Raw genomic sequence first — 15,317 nt, 5'->3', positions numbered from 1 at the left:
ATGCAGATCACGAGACGTCAGGGCGGTGCCCTTGCCCTCGCCACGCTGGTGGCGGCGCGCGCCGGCCAAGCGGCCACGCCCGGCGTGCTGGTGCGGTCGGATTCGCCGCCTGCCAATCTCGACCCGCATCTGCTCTACGACGTGCCCATGATGGGCTATGCGCTGAACACCTATGATGGGCTCTACCGCTACGAGAACAACCCGCCGGAGCTCCTGCCCTGGCTGGCCACCGGCCATACCGCCTCGGCGGATGGGCTCGATTGGGAGTTCCGCCTGCGCGACGGCGTCAAATTCCATGACGGGACTGCGCTGACCGCCGAGGACGTGGTCTACAGCTTCCGCCGCGCGCTGGCGCTGAAGCGGGCGCCGGCCAGCGCCTTCCTGGCGATCCTGAAGCCGGAGAACGTGACGGCGCCCGATGCGCTGACGGTCCGCTTCAGGCTGGACCGCGCCTACGGGCCCTTCCTCGCCGCCATCCCGATCATCGCCGTCGTCAACAGCCGCCTGGTGCGCGCCAACGAGAAGGACGGCGACTGGGGCGCCGGCTGGCTGGCTTCGAACGAGGCCGGGTCCGGCGCCTACAGCTTCGTCCCCGGCTCGCTGACGACGCTGGAAAAGCTCGACATGGTGCGGTTCGAGGGGCATTTCCTCGGCTGGAAGGACAACCCGAACCCGGTCCCCCGCATCGCCACCCGCGCGGCGAAGGAGACCTCGACCGGCGTGCTCGGCCTGCTCAACGGCTCGATCGACTGGACCGACAGCTACCTGCCGACCGACCAGCTCGAACAGATCGAGAAAAGCCGGGTGGCGCGGGTGGAGAAGGCCGTCTCCATGCGCACCTTCATCATCCGCATGAACAACAGCCGCGCTCCCTTCAGCAGCATCAACGTGCGCAAGGCCTTCGCCCATGCCTTCAACTACGAAGGCTTCATCCAGGAGATCCTGAAGGGCTATGCCGACCGCAATGCCGGGCCGGTACCGAACGCGCTGTGGGGCGCGCCGAAGGATGCGCCGGGCTATGCCTACGACCTCGACAAGGCGAAGCACTTCCTGAAGCTGGCCCAGGCGGAAGGCTACAACCCGAAGACGCCGGTCCGCATCCACATCCAGTCGCAGCTGGAACAGACCAACCAGGCGGCGCAGCTGTTCCAGTCGGACCTGCAATCCATCGGCGTCAACCTGCGCATCGTCGCCGATACCTGGGCCAACATCACCGCGGCGACCGGCAAGCCCGACACCTCGCCGGAGATGTGGATCCACTGGGTCAGCACCTATTTCGTCGACCCGGAGAATTGGGTCGGCCAGATGTACGACAGCCAGTTCCACGGCACCTGGAAGGCGTCCTCCTACTACCGGAACGCCAGGGTGGACGAGCTGCTGCGCCAGGCACGCAGCCTGGTGGTGCAGGCCGAGCGCGCCCCGCTATACGAGGAAGCGACCCGCCTGGTGATGGCCGATTGCGCCGATATCTGGGTCTACAACACGGTCGAGCTGCGCGGCGTCTCCCGCCGCCTGTCCGGCTACCGCTTCTGCCCGGCCGGCGGCGGCGCCGAATTCCGCTGGCTGCAGATGCAGGGCTGAGATGCTCGGCTTCGTCCTGCGGCGGGCATTGCTGGTGCTGCCCTCGCTCTTCGGGCTGCTGGTGGTGACCTTCCTGCTGATCCGCACGGTGCCGGCCGACCCGGCGGTGGCGCTGGCCGGGGACAATGCGACGCCGGCGCAGATCGCCGAGATCCGCCGGCAATACGGGCTGGACCAGCCGCTGCACGTGCAGTTCGGCCGCTACCTCGCGGGCGTCGCGCGGCTGGATTTCGGCACCAGCCAGTTCTCCGGCCGGCCGGTGGCGCAGGACATCGCCCAGCGCCTGCCGGCGACGCTGGAGCTCACCTTCGCCGCGCTGCTGCTCAGCGCCGGGCTCGGCATCCCGCTCGGCGTGCTGGCGGCGGTGAACCACAACCGCTGGCCGGATTTCGTCCTTCGCATCGTCTCGGTCGGCGGCATCGCCATCGCCGCCTTCTGGCTGGCCATCATGTTGCAGCTGCTGTTCGCCATGGAGCTCGGCTGGCTGCCGCTGCGCGGGCGCCTCGATGTGGGGCTTGCGGCGCCGGCGGGGCCGACCGGCCTGCTGCTGCTCGACGGCCTGCTGCATGGCCGTTTCGATGTCTTCCTGGACGCGCTGCGGCATCTGGTGCTGCCGGCGGTCACCCTCTCGCTCGGCGGCCTGGCCACCATCACCCGTTTCACCCGGGCCGGCGTCCTGGACACGCTGCAGAAGGATTTCGTGCTCTATGGCCGCGCCACCGGCACGCCGCGGGGCCGGCTCATCTGGATCTATGTGCTGCGCAATTCCGTCGTTGCGACCGTGACGCAGATCGGCCTGCTCTTCGGCAGCCTGCTGGCCGGCGCCGTGGTGGTGGAGGCGATCTACGACTGGCCGGGGATCGGCAGCTACACGGTGCAGGCGATCCTGACCGCGGATGCGAAGGTGATGCTGGCGGTAACCCTGCTGGTCGGCGTGATCTACGCCGTGGTCAATATCCTGACCGACGTGGCGCATGCGCTGATCGACCCGCGGGTACGGGAACAGCACTGATGCTGATCCTCCGCAAATTCCTCCGCGACGTACCGGCGGTGATCGGCGCGCTGCTGGTGCTGGGCGTGGTCGCGTTGGCCATCTTCGGTCCCTGGATCGCGCCCTATCCGGAAGACGCCAGCGCGTCCCACCTGCTGCGCCGGCTGAAGCCGCCGAGCGCCGCCTTCCCCTTCGGCACCGACAATCTCGGCCGCGATATCCTCTCCCGCGTCATCCTCGGCGCGCGCGGCGCGCTGAAGGTAGCCCTGGTGGTGGTCGGGCTGTCGACGGCGATCGGCGTGCCGCTCGGCCTCATTGCCGGTTATGGCCGCGGCCTGGTGCCGGAAGCGATCATGCGCGTGACCGACGTCTTCCTGGCGTTGCCGCAGCTGATCCTGGCGCTGGCCCTGGCGCAGCTGCTCGGCCCCTCGGTCGAAAGCGCGATGCTGGCGCTGACGCTGACCTACTGGCCCTATTTCACCCGCATCGTCCATGCCGAGACGCAGCGGCTGCGCAACGCGCTGTTCATCGATGCGCTGCAGGGGATCGGCGCCGGGACGCCGCGCATCCTGCTGCTGCACATCCTGCCGAACATCCTCTCTCCCATCATCGTGCGCGCCACCATCGGGCTCGGCTTCACCATCCTGGTCGCCGCGGTGCTCGGCTTCCTCGGCATGGGGGCGACGCCGCCCGACCCCGACTGGGGCCTGGCCGTGGCGCAGAGCCGCACCTACCTGCCGAAGGCCTGGTGGTTCGCCACCTTCCCGGGCCTCGCCATCCTGCTCGCGGTGCTCGGCTTCAACCTGCTGGGCGACGGGCTGCGCGACCTGGTCGACCCGCGCCTGCGGCGGTCCCGCTGAACGTGGCGGTACCGACCCTCGCCGTCTCCGGCCTGCGCGTGGCGATCCGCGGCGACGAGGGGGTGGCGCGCATCCTCGACCATATCGCGCTGCGGCTTGAGGCAGGCCGCATCCTCGGCGTCGTCGGCGAAAGCGGCTGCGGCAAGTCCACCCTGATCCGCGCCATCCTCGGCATCCTGCCACCGGCCGCCGAGGTCGCCGCCGGCGAGATCCTGTTCGAGGGCGAGGACCTGCTCGCCTTCTCCGAGGCCGAACTGAACCGCAACGTGCGCGGCAGCCGGATCAGCTTCATCCCGCAGGACCCCTACCTCGCGCTCAACCCGCTCTTCACCATCGGCGCGCAATTGCTGGAGACGATGCGCTGGCATGCCCCGGGCGACCGCCGCGGCCATCGCGCCCGGTTGCTGGAATTGTTCCGCCGCGTCCAGCTGCCGGACCCGGAAGCCGCGCTGGACCGCCACCCGCACCAGTTCTCCGGCGGCCAGCGGCAGCGGCTGCTGATCGCCGCGGCGCTCGCCTGCGCCCCGCGCCTGGTGATCGCGGATGAGCCGACCACGGCGCTCGACGTCACCACCCAGCAGCAGATCCTGCGGCTGCTGCGCGAACTGGTCGACGATCTCGGCATCGCCATGCTCTTCGTCACGCATGACCTCGGCGTCGTCGCCGAGCTCTGCGATGACGTCTCGGTCATCTATGCCGGCCAGACGGTGGAATCCGGCCCAACCGCGGCGCTGCTCGACCGGCCGCTGCATCCCTATACGCGGGCGCTGCTGGCCTGCCATCCCGAACGCAGCAGCGGCTTCGTCGGCATCCCCGGCGCGGTGCCCTCGCCGCTGCGGGCGCCGCCCGGCTGCCGCTTCGCGCCGCGCTGCACCTCGGCCCACCCTGCCTGCACCACCCGCGCCCCGGCGCCGCAGCGGCCGGAGCCGGGGCGCAGCGTCGACTGCATCCTGCACGAGGTCGCGGCATGACGCCGATCCTCGAGGTCGAGGACCTCTCGGTCGCGCTCGGCGGCCGCAAGCGCTGGATCGGCCGGTCCATCCCGCCGGTGCAGGCGGTGCGCGGCGTCAGCCTCGCGGTCGCGCCGGGCGAGGTGCTCGGCATCGTCGGCGAATCCGGCTGCGGCAAGACCACGCTCGGCCGCGCCATCCTCGGCCTGCAGCGCGAAAGCGGCGGGCGCATCCTGCTGGACGGTGCCCCGGTCAGCGGCCTGGCGCCGCAGGCGGCGCGGCGCGCGCGCAACGCCATCCACTACGTTCACCAGGATGCCGGCGCCTCGCTCGACCCGTGGTGGAGCATCGGCCGGGCGCTGGAGGAAGCGCTGGTGGTCCAGGGCGTCCGCGACCGCGCCGAGCGGCAGGCGCGGGTCGCCGAGGTCCTGGAGGCGGTCGGGCTCGATGCCGCCGCAGGCCGGCGCTACCCGCATGAATTCTCCGGCGGCCAGCTGCGCCGCGTGGCGCTGGCGCGCATCCTGGCGTTGCGGCCACGCATCGTGGTGCTGGACGAGCCCACCTCCGGCCTCGACATGTCGGTGCAGGCGATGGTGCTGACCCTGCTGCGCGACCTGCAGGCGCGCTACGGCCTGACCTACCTGTTCATCTCGCACGACCTGTCGGTGGTACGGCGGTTCTGCGACCGCGTCGCCATCATGTATCTCGGCCGCATCGTCGAGCAGGCGCCGACCGTGCGGATCTTCGCAGCACCCGCGCATCCCTATACGCGCAGCCTGCTGGCCGCCGCGCCGCGGCTTTCCGGCCGGCGGGTCGAGGCCGCGCCGGCACTGCAGGGCGAGCCGCCCAGCGCCGCACGCCTGCCGCCCGGCTGCGCCTTCGCCCCGCGCTGCGCCCTGGCGGAGGACCGCTGCCGGGCGATCGACCCGCCGCTGGCGCCGCATGGCGCGACGCAGGTGGCCTGTCACCGCGCGGCGGAGATCGACCCCGATGCCGCCACTACGCCAGGATACGCGACGGCGCTGCCGCCGGCAGGCTGATGGCGGCGGCCGGCAAGGGCTTCAGCCCTGCTCGATCGGCAGCGACTCGTCCTTCGCCCATTCGCTCATGGACGCGTCGTAGACGGCGATGTCGCGGTAGCCGAGCTGGTGCAGCAGGAAGGCGTCCAGCGTCGCCGCGATGCCGCCGCCGCAGTACAGCAATATGCGCTTCGACGGGTCGGCGCCGACCGCGGCGAAGCTGGCGGCGACCGCCTCGGGCGGCCTTATGGTCAGCGCCGCCGGGTCCAGCAGGGCCGCGGCGGGCACGTTGACGCTGCCCGGGATGCGGCCCGGCCGGCCGTAGCGCGGGTTCTCGCCGCGGTGCAGGTCGGGGGCCAGGGCATTGATGGTGCAGGCGCCGGCATCGCCGATGGCGGCCTGCACCTCGGCCTTGCCGATGAACAGGCCGGGCCGCGGCCGGGCGGCCAGCGTCGCCGGCGGGTAGCGCGTCTCGGCGGTCTCGGTCGGCCGTCCCTCGGCCGCCCATTTGTCGAAGCCGCCATCGAGGATCGCCGCATCGTCGAAGCCGATCGCCCGCAGCATCCACCAGACCCGCGTCGCCCATTGCAGGCTTTTCCGGGAATAGAGGACGACGCGGGTGCCAGGGCCGATCCCCTTGGCCGCGAAGCGGGCGGCCAGGTCGGCCGGGTCCGGCATGGTGAAGTTGAAGCGGCTGGCGGTGTCGGACAGGTCCCCCTGCAGATCGAGGAAGCCCGAGCCGGGGATATGGCCGGCCTCGTAGTCCGGCCGGCCGCTGCCGACCCGGTAGGGCCGGCCGGTGCCGGTTTCGTACAGCAGGTAGGTGGTGCAGTCGAAGACCCGCAGCGCGGGGTCGCCGAGGTTGTCGGCCAGCCAGGCGGTGCTGACGATGGCCTCGGGGAAGGCGTAGTACGGGGCGGCTTCCATCCGGGTTTCCTCCCTGGCGGGCCGATCGCGACGGGCGACCGGCAAGCCAGAAACCAAGGTTGCGTGGCCTGCCGATCCCGGAAGCCCGCATGCGGGCCTCAGGGGCAGGACACCGGCCCGGCTTGCCTGCCGGGCGGCACAGGCTGCACTCTGCCGGGCGAAACGGGAAGCCGCCGCCGGCGGAGCGCGCACCCGCGGGGGAGGAAGGGTCGATGGACCTCAAGGGGAAGGTCGCCCTGGTCACGGGCGGCAATGGCGGGCTCGGCCAGCGCATCTGCCACGCCCTGGCGCGCGAGGGCGTGCATGTCGCGGTGATGTATGCGCAGAGCCGCGACCAGGCCGAGGATGTGGTGCGCGACCTGGCGGCGCGACACCAGGCCAGCGCCGCCGCCTTCCAGTGCGACATCACCAATCAGGCGGCGGTGGATACCTTGGTCGGCGCGGTGACGCAGCGCTTCGGCCGGCTGGATATCCTGGTCAACGACGCGGCCTACAACCAGGCGATCCCCTTCGCCGACCTCGACGCCCTGACCGCCGAGGCCTGGGACAGGATCATCGCGGTGAACCTGACCGGGCCGATGCGGCTGATCAAGGCGGTGGCGCCGGTGATGCGGGCGCAGGGGGCGGGGCGGATCGTCAACATAGCCTCGGTCGCCGGGCTGCACCCGGTCGGCTCCTCCATCGCCTATGCCGTCTCGAAGGCCGGGCTGATCCACCTGACGCGCTGCATGGCGGTGGCGCTGGCGCCGGAGACCCTGGTGAATTGCGTAGCGCCCGGCCTGCTGGACGGCACCCGCGCCACCGCCAACCTGCGGCCGGAGATGATCGAGCGCTCGGCCGCCACGTCGCTGCTGAAGAAGCCGGCGGACAAGGAGGATTGCGCCGACATGGTCGTCACCCTGTGCCGCACCGGGACGATGACGGGCCAGACCATGGTCATCGATTCCGGCCGGGTCTTCCACTGATGCCCGGGCTGCGGGCGGACTACGTCATCGTCGGCGCCGGCTCGGCCGGCTGCGTGCTGGCCAACCGGCTGACCGAAGACCCGGGCACGCAAGTCATCCTGATCGAGGCGGGCGGGCGCGACTGGCACCCCTATATCCATGTCCCCGCCGGCTACATGAAGCTGCTGCAGCACCCGACGCTGACCTGGGGCTTCAAGGCGGACAAGGCCTCGGGGCTGGATGGGCGGGAGATCCCCTATCCGCGCGGCAAGGTGCTGGGCGGGTCGAGCTCGATCAACGGCATGATCTACATCCGCTCGCAGCCGGAGGACTACGACCACTGGTCCCAGCTCGGCAACCGCGGCTGGTCGTCGGAGGAGGTCTTTCCCTTCTTCCGCAAGTCGGAGCGCTGGGAAGGCCCGGCCGATGCGGTGCATGCGCAGGACGGGCCGCAATTCACCTCCCGCACCCGGGACCAGCCCGCGCTGTGCGAGGCGGCGATCCGCGCCGGCACCGAGCTGGGCTGGGAATACCGGGAGGATTTGAACGACCTGCCGCATGGGCTCGGCGACCATGTCGGCTGGGTGCAGCAGACCCGCGGCGGGCGGCTGCGCGCCTCCACCGCGCGGACCTATCTGCGGCCGGCGATGGCGCGGCCGAACCTGCAGGTGGTGACCGGCGCGCTGGTGCACCGGGTGGTGCTCGACGGCACGCGGGCGGTGGGCGTCGAATTCGCCCGTGGCGGCACGGTGCAGCGCGCCGATGCGGCGGCGGAGGTGATCCTCTCGGCCGGCGCCATCGGCTCGCCGCATATCCTGCAGCTCTCGGGCGTCGGCGACCCCGACCACCTGGCGCGGATCGGCGTGCCGGTGCGGCATGCGCTGCGCGGCGTGGGGCGGAATTTCCAGGACCATTTCCTGGTCCGCGTCCAGGCCGAGGTGAAGGACATCGCCACCCTGAACGAACGCTCGCGCGGGCTGCGCTTCGCCGGCGAGGTGTTCAAGTATGTCGCCACCGGGCGCGGCATGCTGACCTATGCGGCCTCGCTCATCGCCGCCTCGGTGAAGGTGCTGGAGGAGTCGGCGACGCCGGACGTGCAGGCACTCTTCGCCTCGGCCAGCTATGCGCCGGGGACGCAGCGGGTGCTGGACAGCAAGCCGGGCATGACCTCCGGCCTCTGGCAGATGCGGCCCGAAAGCCGCGGCAGCGTGCTGGCCCGCACCGCCGATCCGCAGGACCAGCCGGCGATCAACCCGAACTACCTGGCCGAGGACCGCGACCGCCGCAGCATCGTCGCCGGGATGCGCAAGGTGCGCGACTGGTTCCGCGCGCCGGCGCTGCAACGCTACCTGGTGGCGGAGACGCTGCCGGGACCCGAGGTGCAGACCGACGACGAATTCCTCGCCTATGCGCGGCAGACCGGCACCACCGTGTTCCATGCCTCCTGTTCCTGCCGGATGGGCCAGGACCCGATGGCGGTGGTGGACGACCAGCTTCGCGTGCATGGGCTGCAGGGGTTGCGGGTGATCGATGCCTCGGTGATGCCGGCGGTGACCTCCACCAACACCAATGCGCCGACCATCATGATCGCGGAGAAGGGCGCGGTGCTGGTCAGGGCGGCGGCGCGGCTCGCCCGGGCCGCCTAACGGCCTGGAAACTCCGTGTCCCGCTTCGGGATCAGGTCGTAGGGCAGGGCGAAGCCGGGCAGCGCCATCAGCCGCGCGGCCCAGGCCTGCAGATGCGGCCAGCGGGCGATCTCCAGCCCGCCTTCCGCCATGAAGACCATGCGGCCCCAGCAGCCGATATCGGCGATGCTCGGCGCCGCGCCGCCCGCCAGCCAGTCCCGCCCATCCGCCAGCGCGTCATCGACGAAACCCAGCGCGCCCTCGGCCAGCGGCCGGAAGTAGTCCATCACCGCCGGGTCCACTGCGCGGAAGCGGCTGTAGTGCCGCACCTTGGCGACGTTGGTGATGGCATCCGCTTCCCAGGAGAGCCATTCCCGCGCGGTCCAGCGCGCCTGCTCCGTCGCCCCGTCGAAGCAACCCGTCGCACGCGCCAGGTAGTCGAGGATGACGTTCGACTGCACCACGGTCAGCCCGCGGTGCCGCAGCGCCGGCACCTGGCCGTAGCGGTTGACGCGCAGGTAGTCCGGCGACTTCTGCACCCCGTTCTTCAGGTTCACCGTGCGGAAGGAAAACGGCAGGCCGGACAGCGACAGGAACAGCATCGGCTTGTAGCTGGAACTGCTGGTGAAGCTGCCGAACAGCACCAGGCGTTCCGGATCGCCCGCATCCGCCGTGTTGACCATGACCGGTTTTCCCCCACCGCGGTATGGTGGGGGGCCGCCGCGGCCGGGGTCAAGCCGCCAGCCAGCTCTTCGCCTCCCCGGCATAGGCGGCGCCGGGATGGCCGCTGACGGTGGTGCGCCACATCACCCGCGCCTCCTTCGCCGCGTCGAACCAAGTGGCGGCATGGACGGTGCAGCGGTTGTCCCAGACCACCAAGTCGCCCGGCGTCCATTCATGCACATAGACGAATTCCGGCCGGGTCAGATGCGCCATCAACCGGTCCAGCAGCGCCGCGCCCGCGCCCGTGGGGCCGGGCTCCATCCCAAGGAAGGGGCCCTCCAGCCAGTCCATCTGGCCGTGCTCGCACAGGTACAGTGCCTGCTGCCCGGTGACCGGGTGGATGCGCACCACCGGCTGGCGCTGCGGCCTTTCGTGCGGCGCCAGGGCGCGCGGCGGCTGCCCTGCCGCCACCGCTTCCCGCCGCCGCCCGGCCGACGAGCCGACATGCAGCCCTTCCAGCCCCGCCACCTGCGCCTTGAGCGCCTCGGGCAAGGCCGCATGGGCCGCGATGCCATCGGCGAACAGCGTCTGGCCCTGGCCCCGCGGCGCCGGCAGCACCGCGAGGAAGAGCGAGATGTCGGGCGGCGGCCGGCGGTAGCTCTGGTCGGTATGCCAGCCATGCCGGTGCGGATACTGCACCGGCAGCCTGCCGTCCTCGGTCAGCGGCGGGTCCGGCAGGGGCGGCGGCTGGCGCAGGACCGGCGGGATGTTGGAGACGACGAAGATCTCCGGCACCGTCGGGTGCACCATGTTGGGCGCCATGCCGGTGGTGCGGTAGTCCTCGACCTCCGGCCCGAAGATGCGGGACAGGCGGAGCAGCAACTCCGGCGCCTCGGCCATCGCGTCCATGCCTGGCAGCAGCAGCAGGCCGCGGCCCGCGGCCAGCGCCCGCGGCAGGGCCGCCGGATCGGCTTCCGCGGCGGCGACCAGGGCCGCGGCGCCGCCGGCCCCCGCCGGATCGATGCGGCAGCCGAAACCGGCGCCCGTCAGGGGCTGGGCGAAGGCGATGCTGGCGGCCATGGGCGGTGTCATCCTGCGGCTGAAGCAAGCGGGGCCGGAGCGACCCCGGCTGCCGGGAAGGGTGTCGCGCCGGGGCCGGCTTGGGAAGATGCGGGCATCGGGCCGGCAATCTCGGACATCCGTGGCACCGCCATCCGCCATGGGAGCATCGAGGCGCCGGTGAACGGCCGCTCCGGCGGCGACACGCCCACCGGGCGCGCGTGATCGCATGGGAGCCGATCGGCCGCATGGGCGGGCCCGAGGCCGTGCTCGGACGCCCCGCCGTCGCCACCGGGCACGGCGATACGGCGCCAGGTCCCGGGGTGGCTCCCAGGTCACCGGCGGCACCCCCCCTCCCCGCACGGTTCTTCAAAAACGACTCGGCCAACGGACGCGATGCCACCGTTTCCGTGTCGCCGCGTTGACCTGGGGCGTGCGGCTTCGGCCGCACCAAGAAATCACTCCGCAAGGACGTCCCAAGGGCGCCGGCCGAAGTCGCCCAGGGTGCTCGCACGCTGGCGTTCGGCGGCCGCGCCCACTCGCCCGGCGACGCCATGCGCCCTGTCTGGACGCTGAAGGACCGAACCGCATGAGAACCGACGACACCCCACCGATATCACGGCGCATCCTGGTCGCCGGCGCGGCCACCGCCACGATGGCGCCGACGGCCGGGCCGACCCAGGCGCGGCCGGCCCCCACGACCAGCGCAACGACGCAGACAGGAACATCGACGATGGCGAATGTCTCCCTCCGGGTGAATGGCGAAACGCGGGCCCTCGAACTCGACACCCGCACCACGCTTCTGGATGCGCTGCGGGAACATCTGCAGCTCACCGGCAGCAAGAAGGGCTGCGACCACGGCCAGTGCGGCGCCTGCACGGTGCTGGTGGAGGGACGGCGGATCTATTCCTGCCTGACGCTGGCGGTGATGCACGAGGGCGATGCGGTCACCACGATCGAGGGCCTCGGCCAGCCCGACGCCCTGCATCCCATGCAGGCCGCCTTCGTCAGGCATGACGGCTACCAGTGCGGCTATTGCACGCCGGGGCAGATCTGCGCCTCGGTGGCGATGCTCGACGAATTCAAGGCCGGCATCCCGAGCCATGTGACCGCCGACCTGACCGCGGCGCCGCAGGTCACCGCCGAGGAGATCCGCGAACGCCTGAGCAGCAACATCTGCCGCTGCGGCGCCTATTCCAACATCGTCGACGCGATCACCGAAGTCGCGGGGAGGCAGGCATGAAGCCCTTCACCTACGAACGCGCCGCCACCCCGGCCGAGGCCGCCGCTGCCGTGGCCGGCAAGCCCGGGGCGAAGTTCATCGCCGGCGGGACCAACCTGCTCGACCTGATGAAGCTGCAGATCGAGGCGCCGGTCCACCTGATCGACGTCAACGGCCTGGCACTGGACCGGATCGAGCCGACGCCGGAAGGCGGGCTACGGGTCGGCGCGCTGGTGCGCAACACCGACCTCGCCGCCGACGACCGCGTACGGCGCGACTACGGCGTGCTTTCCCGCGCCTTGCTGGCCGGGGCCTCGGGGCAGCTGCGCAACAAGGCGACCACGGCGGGCAACCTGCTGCAGCGCACGCGCTGCCCGTATTTCTACGACACCAACATGGCCTGCAACAAACGCAAGCCCGGCTCCGGCTGCGCGGCGATCGGCGGCGTCACCCGGCAACTGGCGGTGATCGGGTCGAGCGAGGCCTGCGTCGCCACGCATCCCAGCGACATGGCGGTCGCCATGCGGGCGCTTGATGCGGTGGTGGAGACGATCACGCCGGACGGGACGGAGCGGCGGATCCCGATGGCCGACTTCCACCGCCTGCCCGGGGAGACGCCGCATATCGAGACAGCCCTGCAGGCGGGCGAGCTGATCACCGCGGTGGTCCTGCCGCCGCCGATGGGCGGGCGGCATTTCTACCGCAAGGTCCGCGACCGGGCCTCCTATGCCTTCGCCCTGGTCTCGGTCGCGGCGGTGGTGCAGCGCGACGGCACCGGGCGCGTCGCCCTGGGCGGCGTGGCGCACAAGCCCTGGCGGGTCGAGGCGGCCGAGGCCGAGTTGCCGCGCGGCGCCAAGGCGGCGACGGCGGCGATCCTGGATGGCGCCAGGCCGACCCACGAGAATGCCTTCAAGGTCATTTTGGCTGAACGGACGCTGGCTGCCGTCCTGGCCGAGGCGAGGAGCTGAGCCATGCAATTCGATACCCCCGCCGCGGCCAATCCGATCGACCGGCTGAAGGTCGTCGGCAAGCCGGTCGACCGCATCGACGGGCCGCGCAAGACCACCGGCACGGCGCCCTATGCCTATGAACGCCACGACGTGGCGCCCGACCAGGCCTATGGCCATATCCTCGGCGCCGGCATCGCCAAGGGCCGCGTCAAGGCCATGGACACCGCCGCCGCGCGCACCGCGCCCGGCGTGCTGGCGGTGGTCACCACGCTCGACATGCCGCAGCTGGAAAAGGGCGAGATGAACACCGCCTTCCTCTTCGGCGGGCCGGACATCCAGCACTACCACCAGGCGATCGCGGTGGTGTTGGCCGAGCGCTTCGAGCAGGCGCGCGACGCCGCGGCGATGATCCGCGTCGAGTATGACCGCCAGCCCGGCCGCTTCGACCTGGCCGCCGAGGCCGGGAACGCCAAGCTGACCAGTGCCGACAGCGACGAGGGCAGCGGCGCCCCGGCCGAGGACCGCGTCGGCGATTTCGAAGCCGCCTTCGCCCAGGCCGCGGTGACGCTGGACGCGACCTACACCACGCCGGACGAGAGCCATGCGATGATGGAGCCGCACGCGACCATCGCCGCCTGGAAGGGCGACAGCCTCACCGTCTGGACCTCGAACCAGATGGTCGCCTGGGGCAAGCGCGACCTGGCGAAGACGCTGGGCATCCCGGCCGAGAAGGTGCGGCTGGACAGTCCCTATGTCGGCGGGGGCTTCGGCGGCAAGCTGTTCCTCCGGGCGGATGCCGTCCTCGCGGCGCTGGGCGCCCGGGCCGCCAAGCGGCCGGTGAAGCTGGCGCTGGCGCGTCCCCTGGTCGCCAACAACACGACGCATCGCCCCGCCACCATCCAGCGCATCCGCATCGGCGCCGGGCGCGACGGCCGCATCACCGCCATCGCGCATGAGAGCCTCTCGGGCGACCTGCCGGGCGGGCAGCCGGAACTGGCGGTGTCGCAGACCAAGCTGCTCTATGCCGGGGCGAACCGGCTGACCGCGATGCGCCTCGCCGAGCTCGATTTGCCGGAGGGCAACGCCATGCGCGCGCCGGGCGAGGCGCCGGGCCTGATGGCGCTCGAGGTAGCGATGGACGAGATGGCGGAGCGCTTAGGCATCGACCCGGTCGAGTTCCGCATCCTGAACGACACCCAGGTCGATCCCGAGAACCCGGAGCGCCCCTTCTCCAAGCGCCAGCTGGTGCAGTGCCTGCAACAGGGGGCGGAGCGTTTCGGCTGGAACCGGCGCCGCGCCACGCCCGGCCAGCAGCGGGAGGGTCGCTGGCTGATCGGCATGGGCATGGCGGCCGGCTTCCGCAACAACATGGCGATGAAGTCGGGCGCGCGGGTGCGGCTGGCCGCCGACGGCAGGGTCACGGTCGAGACCGACATGACCGATATCGGCACCGGCAGCTACACCATCATTGCCCAGACCGCGGCCGAGATGATGGGCGTGGCGCTGGAGCGGGTGACGGTGCGGCTCGGTGATTCCGACTTCCCCGCCTCCGCCGGCTCGGGCGGGCAGTGGGGCGGGAACAGTTCCACCGCCGGTGTCTATGCCGCCTGCGTCAAGCTGCGCGAGGCGGTGGCGCAGAAGCTGGGCTTCAACTCGGCGGAGGCGGAGTTCGCCGATGGCCAGGTTCGCGCCGGCAACCGCAGCGTGCCGCTCGGCGAGGCGGCCGGCGCGGCGGGCTTGGTGGTGGAAGACACGATCGAATACGGCGACCTCGCCGAGCGCTTCCAGCAATCCACCTTCGCCGGGCATTTCGTCGAGGTGGCGGTGGATGCCGCGACCGGCGAGACGCGGGTGCGGCGGATGCTGGCGGTCTGCGCGGCGGGCCGCATCCTCAACCCCAAATCGGCGCGCAGCCAGGTGATCGGGGCGATGACGATGGGCGTGGGCGCGGCGCTGATGGAGGAACTGGCGGTCGACACGCGGCATGGCTTCTTCGTAAACCACGATCTGGCGGGCTACGAGGTGCCGGTGCATGCCGACATCCCGCATCAGGAGGTCATCTTCCTGGACGAGGTCGATCCGGTCTCCTCGCCCATGAAGGCCAAGGGGGTCGGCGAACTCGGGCTCTGCGGCGTCGGCGCGGCGATCGCCAACGCGATCCACAACGCCACCGGCCTGCGCGTGCGCGATTACCCGGTCACCCTCGACAAGCTGCTGGAGCGTCTGCCGGAGCCGGCATGACGCAGGGCCGCCATGCTCGCCCTGCGGCGAGCCAAGGCCGCGGATTCGGCCACCGAGCGACTGATGGCACGGCAAGGATCGTGCCCCGACGCGTGGTGTAGGAGGGACGCTCCTGGGCTGGGCCGTCCGGTCAGTTGGCCATAGCGGGCCGGCTGACGCCGGCGGTAGGGCTGAGCGTGCCGATCGTCTCCAGGGTCATGTGACGGGCTCGCTGGGTTACCCACCCATCGGACTGCTCGAGGAGGTGGACGTTCGCATCCTGGGTTGAACGCATGCGTTCGACCG

The 15,317-nt window shown here is 71.3% G+C and carries 13 protein-coding genes; 10 read left to right on the top strand and 3 right to left on the bottom strand.

All coding sequences use genetic code 11. The annotated features are described in order from the left end of the window. From ACFQS7_RS18350 to ACFQS7_RS18330, 5 genes are read left to right on the top strand one after another with little or no spacing between them, the layout of a single operon-like run. Positions 1–1,581 carry an ABC transporter substrate-binding protein gene (locus ACFQS7_RS18350; RefSeq protein ID WP_380068563.1) on the top strand — a complete coding sequence of 527 codons (1,581 nt, stop codon included), beginning with the start codon at positions 1–3 and terminating at the stop codon, positions 1,579–1,581. Position 1,582: 1 nt separating this feature from the next. After that, positions 1,583–2,593: an ABC transporter permease gene (locus tag ACFQS7_RS18345; protein ID WP_380068562.1), complete on the top strand. Its 1,011-nt coding sequence runs from the start codon at positions 1,583–1,585 to the stop codon at positions 2,591–2,593. Continuing rightward, positions 2,593–3,432, top strand: a complete 840-nt coding sequence (locus ACFQS7_RS18340; protein WP_380068561.1) for an ABC transporter permease — start codon at positions 2,593–2,595, stop codon at positions 3,430–3,432. The genes ACFQS7_RS18345 and ACFQS7_RS18340 overlap by 1 nt, the downstream gene beginning before the upstream one ends. A 2-nt stretch (positions 3,433–3,434) precedes the next feature. Further along, entirely contained in the window at positions 3,435–4,403 is a 969-nt protein-coding gene (locus tag ACFQS7_RS18335) for an ABC transporter ATP-binding protein (RefSeq protein ID WP_380068560.1), read from the top strand. Then, positions 4,400–5,422 carry an ABC transporter ATP-binding protein gene (locus ACFQS7_RS18330; RefSeq protein ID WP_380068559.1) on the top strand — a complete coding sequence of 341 codons (1,023 nt, stop codon included), beginning with the start codon at positions 4,400–4,402 and terminating at the stop codon, positions 5,420–5,422. Before ACFQS7_RS18335 ends, ACFQS7_RS18330 begins: the two co-directional genes overlap by 4 nt. 21 nt (positions 5,423–5,443) lie before the next feature. On the opposite strand, the gene ACFQS7_RS18325 is transcribed toward ACFQS7_RS18330, so the two are convergent. Further along, complete coding sequence (locus ACFQS7_RS18325; protein ID WP_380068558.1) at positions 5,444–6,328, bottom strand: sulfurtransferase; 885 nt, start codon at positions 6,326–6,328, stop codon at positions 5,444–5,446. A gap of 212 nt (positions 6,329–6,540) precedes the next feature. Here ACFQS7_RS18325 and ACFQS7_RS18320 point away from each other — a divergent pair, with 212 nt between their 5' ends. Beyond that, positions 6,541–7,293: an SDR family NAD(P)-dependent oxidoreductase gene (locus ACFQS7_RS18320; protein WP_380068557.1), complete on the top strand. Its 753-nt coding sequence runs from the start codon at positions 6,541–6,543 to the stop codon at positions 7,291–7,293. Beyond that, entirely contained in the window at positions 7,293–8,918 is a 1,626-nt protein-coding gene (locus ACFQS7_RS18315) for a GMC family oxidoreductase (protein WP_380068556.1), read from the top strand. The genes ACFQS7_RS18320 and ACFQS7_RS18315 overlap by 1 nt, the downstream gene beginning before the upstream one ends. On the opposite strand, the gene ACFQS7_RS18310 is transcribed toward ACFQS7_RS18315, so the two are convergent. Together ACFQS7_RS18310 and ACFQS7_RS18305 are read right to left on the bottom strand one after the other, a co-directional pair. Next, a complete protein-coding gene (locus ACFQS7_RS18310; protein WP_380068555.1) occupies positions 8,915–9,580 on the bottom strand; it encodes a glutathione S-transferase family protein in 666 nt (221 codons plus the stop codon). The genes ACFQS7_RS18315 and ACFQS7_RS18310 overlap by 4 nt on opposite strands. A gap of 49 nt (positions 9,581–9,629) precedes the next feature. Further along, positions 9,630–10,640, bottom strand: a complete 1,011-nt coding sequence (locus ACFQS7_RS18305) for a TauD/TfdA dioxygenase family protein (RefSeq protein ID WP_380068554.1) — start codon at positions 10,638–10,640, stop codon at positions 9,630–9,632. Positions 10,641–10,848: 208 nt separating this feature from the next. Here ACFQS7_RS18305 and paoA point away from each other — a divergent pair, with 208 nt between their 5' ends. Genes paoA through paoC form a run of 3 tightly spaced genes read left to right on the top strand, consistent with a single transcriptional unit; the run spans position 10,849 to position 15,032 of the window. After that, positions 10,849–11,862, top strand: a complete 1,014-nt coding sequence (gene paoA, locus ACFQS7_RS18300; protein ID WP_380068553.1) for an aldehyde dehydrogenase iron-sulfur subunit PaoA — start codon at positions 10,849–10,851, stop codon at positions 11,860–11,862. Then, entirely contained in the window at positions 11,859–12,809 is a 951-nt protein-coding gene (locus ACFQS7_RS18295) for an FAD binding domain-containing protein (protein ID WP_380068552.1), read from the top strand. Before paoA ends, ACFQS7_RS18295 begins: the two co-directional genes overlap by 4 nt. A 3-nt stretch (positions 12,810–12,812) precedes the next feature. Continuing rightward, positions 12,813–15,032: an aldehyde oxidoreductase molybdenum-binding subunit PaoC gene (gene paoC, locus ACFQS7_RS18290; protein WP_380068551.1), complete on the top strand. Its 2,220-nt coding sequence runs from the start codon at positions 12,813–12,815 to the stop codon at positions 15,030–15,032. Positions 15,033–15,317: the final 285 nt, after the last annotated feature.

The organism is Dankookia sp. GCM10030260 (genome assembly GCF_042666655.1).
Taxonomy (GTDB): Bacteria; Pseudomonadota; Alphaproteobacteria; order Acetobacterales; family Acetobacteraceae; genus Paracraurococcus.
The sequence above is the reverse complement of the archived record's forward strand: the minus strand, read 5'-3'. Positions and strand labels throughout refer to the sequence as shown.

Coding starts and splice junctions, on each gene's coding strand:
- ACFQS7_RS18350 (WP_380068563.1), top strand. CDS start 1: ATGCAGATCACGAGACGTCAGGGCGGTGCCCTTGCCCTCGCCACGCTG.
- ACFQS7_RS18345 (WP_380068562.1), top strand. CDS start 1,583: ATGCTCGGCTTCGTCCTGCGGCGGGCATTGCTGGTGCTGCCCTCGCTC.
- ACFQS7_RS18340 (WP_380068561.1), top strand. CDS start 2,593: ATGCTGATCCTCCGCAAATTCCTCCGCGACGTACCGGCGGTGATCGGC.
- ACFQS7_RS18330 (WP_380068559.1), top strand. CDS start 4,400: ATGACGCCGATCCTCGAGGTCGAGGACCTCTCGGTCGCGCTCGGCGGC.
- ACFQS7_RS18325 (WP_380068558.1), bottom strand. CDS start 6,328: ATGGAAGCCGCCCCGTACTACGCCTTCCCCGAGGCCATCGTCAGCACC.
- ACFQS7_RS18320 (WP_380068557.1), top strand. CDS start 6,541: ATGGACCTCAAGGGGAAGGTCGCCCTGGTCACGGGCGGCAATGGCGGG.
- ACFQS7_RS18315 (WP_380068556.1), top strand. CDS start 7,293: ATGCCCGGGCTGCGGGCGGACTACGTCATCGTCGGCGCCGGCTCGGCC.
- ACFQS7_RS18310 (WP_380068555.1), bottom strand. CDS start 9,580: ATGGTCAACACGGCGGATGCGGGCGATCCGGAACGCCTGGTGCTGTTC.
- ACFQS7_RS18305 (WP_380068554.1), bottom strand. CDS start 10,640: ATGGCCGCCAGCATCGCCTTCGCCCAGCCCCTGACGGGCGCCGGTTTC.
- paoA (WP_380068553.1), top strand. CDS start 10,849: ATGGGAGCCGATCGGCCGCATGGGCGGGCCCGAGGCCGTGCTCGGACG.
- ACFQS7_RS18295 (WP_380068552.1), top strand. CDS start 11,859: ATGAAGCCCTTCACCTACGAACGCGCCGCCACCCCGGCCGAGGCCGCC.
- paoC (WP_380068551.1), top strand. CDS start 12,813: ATGCAATTCGATACCCCCGCCGCGGCCAATCCGATCGACCGGCTGAAG.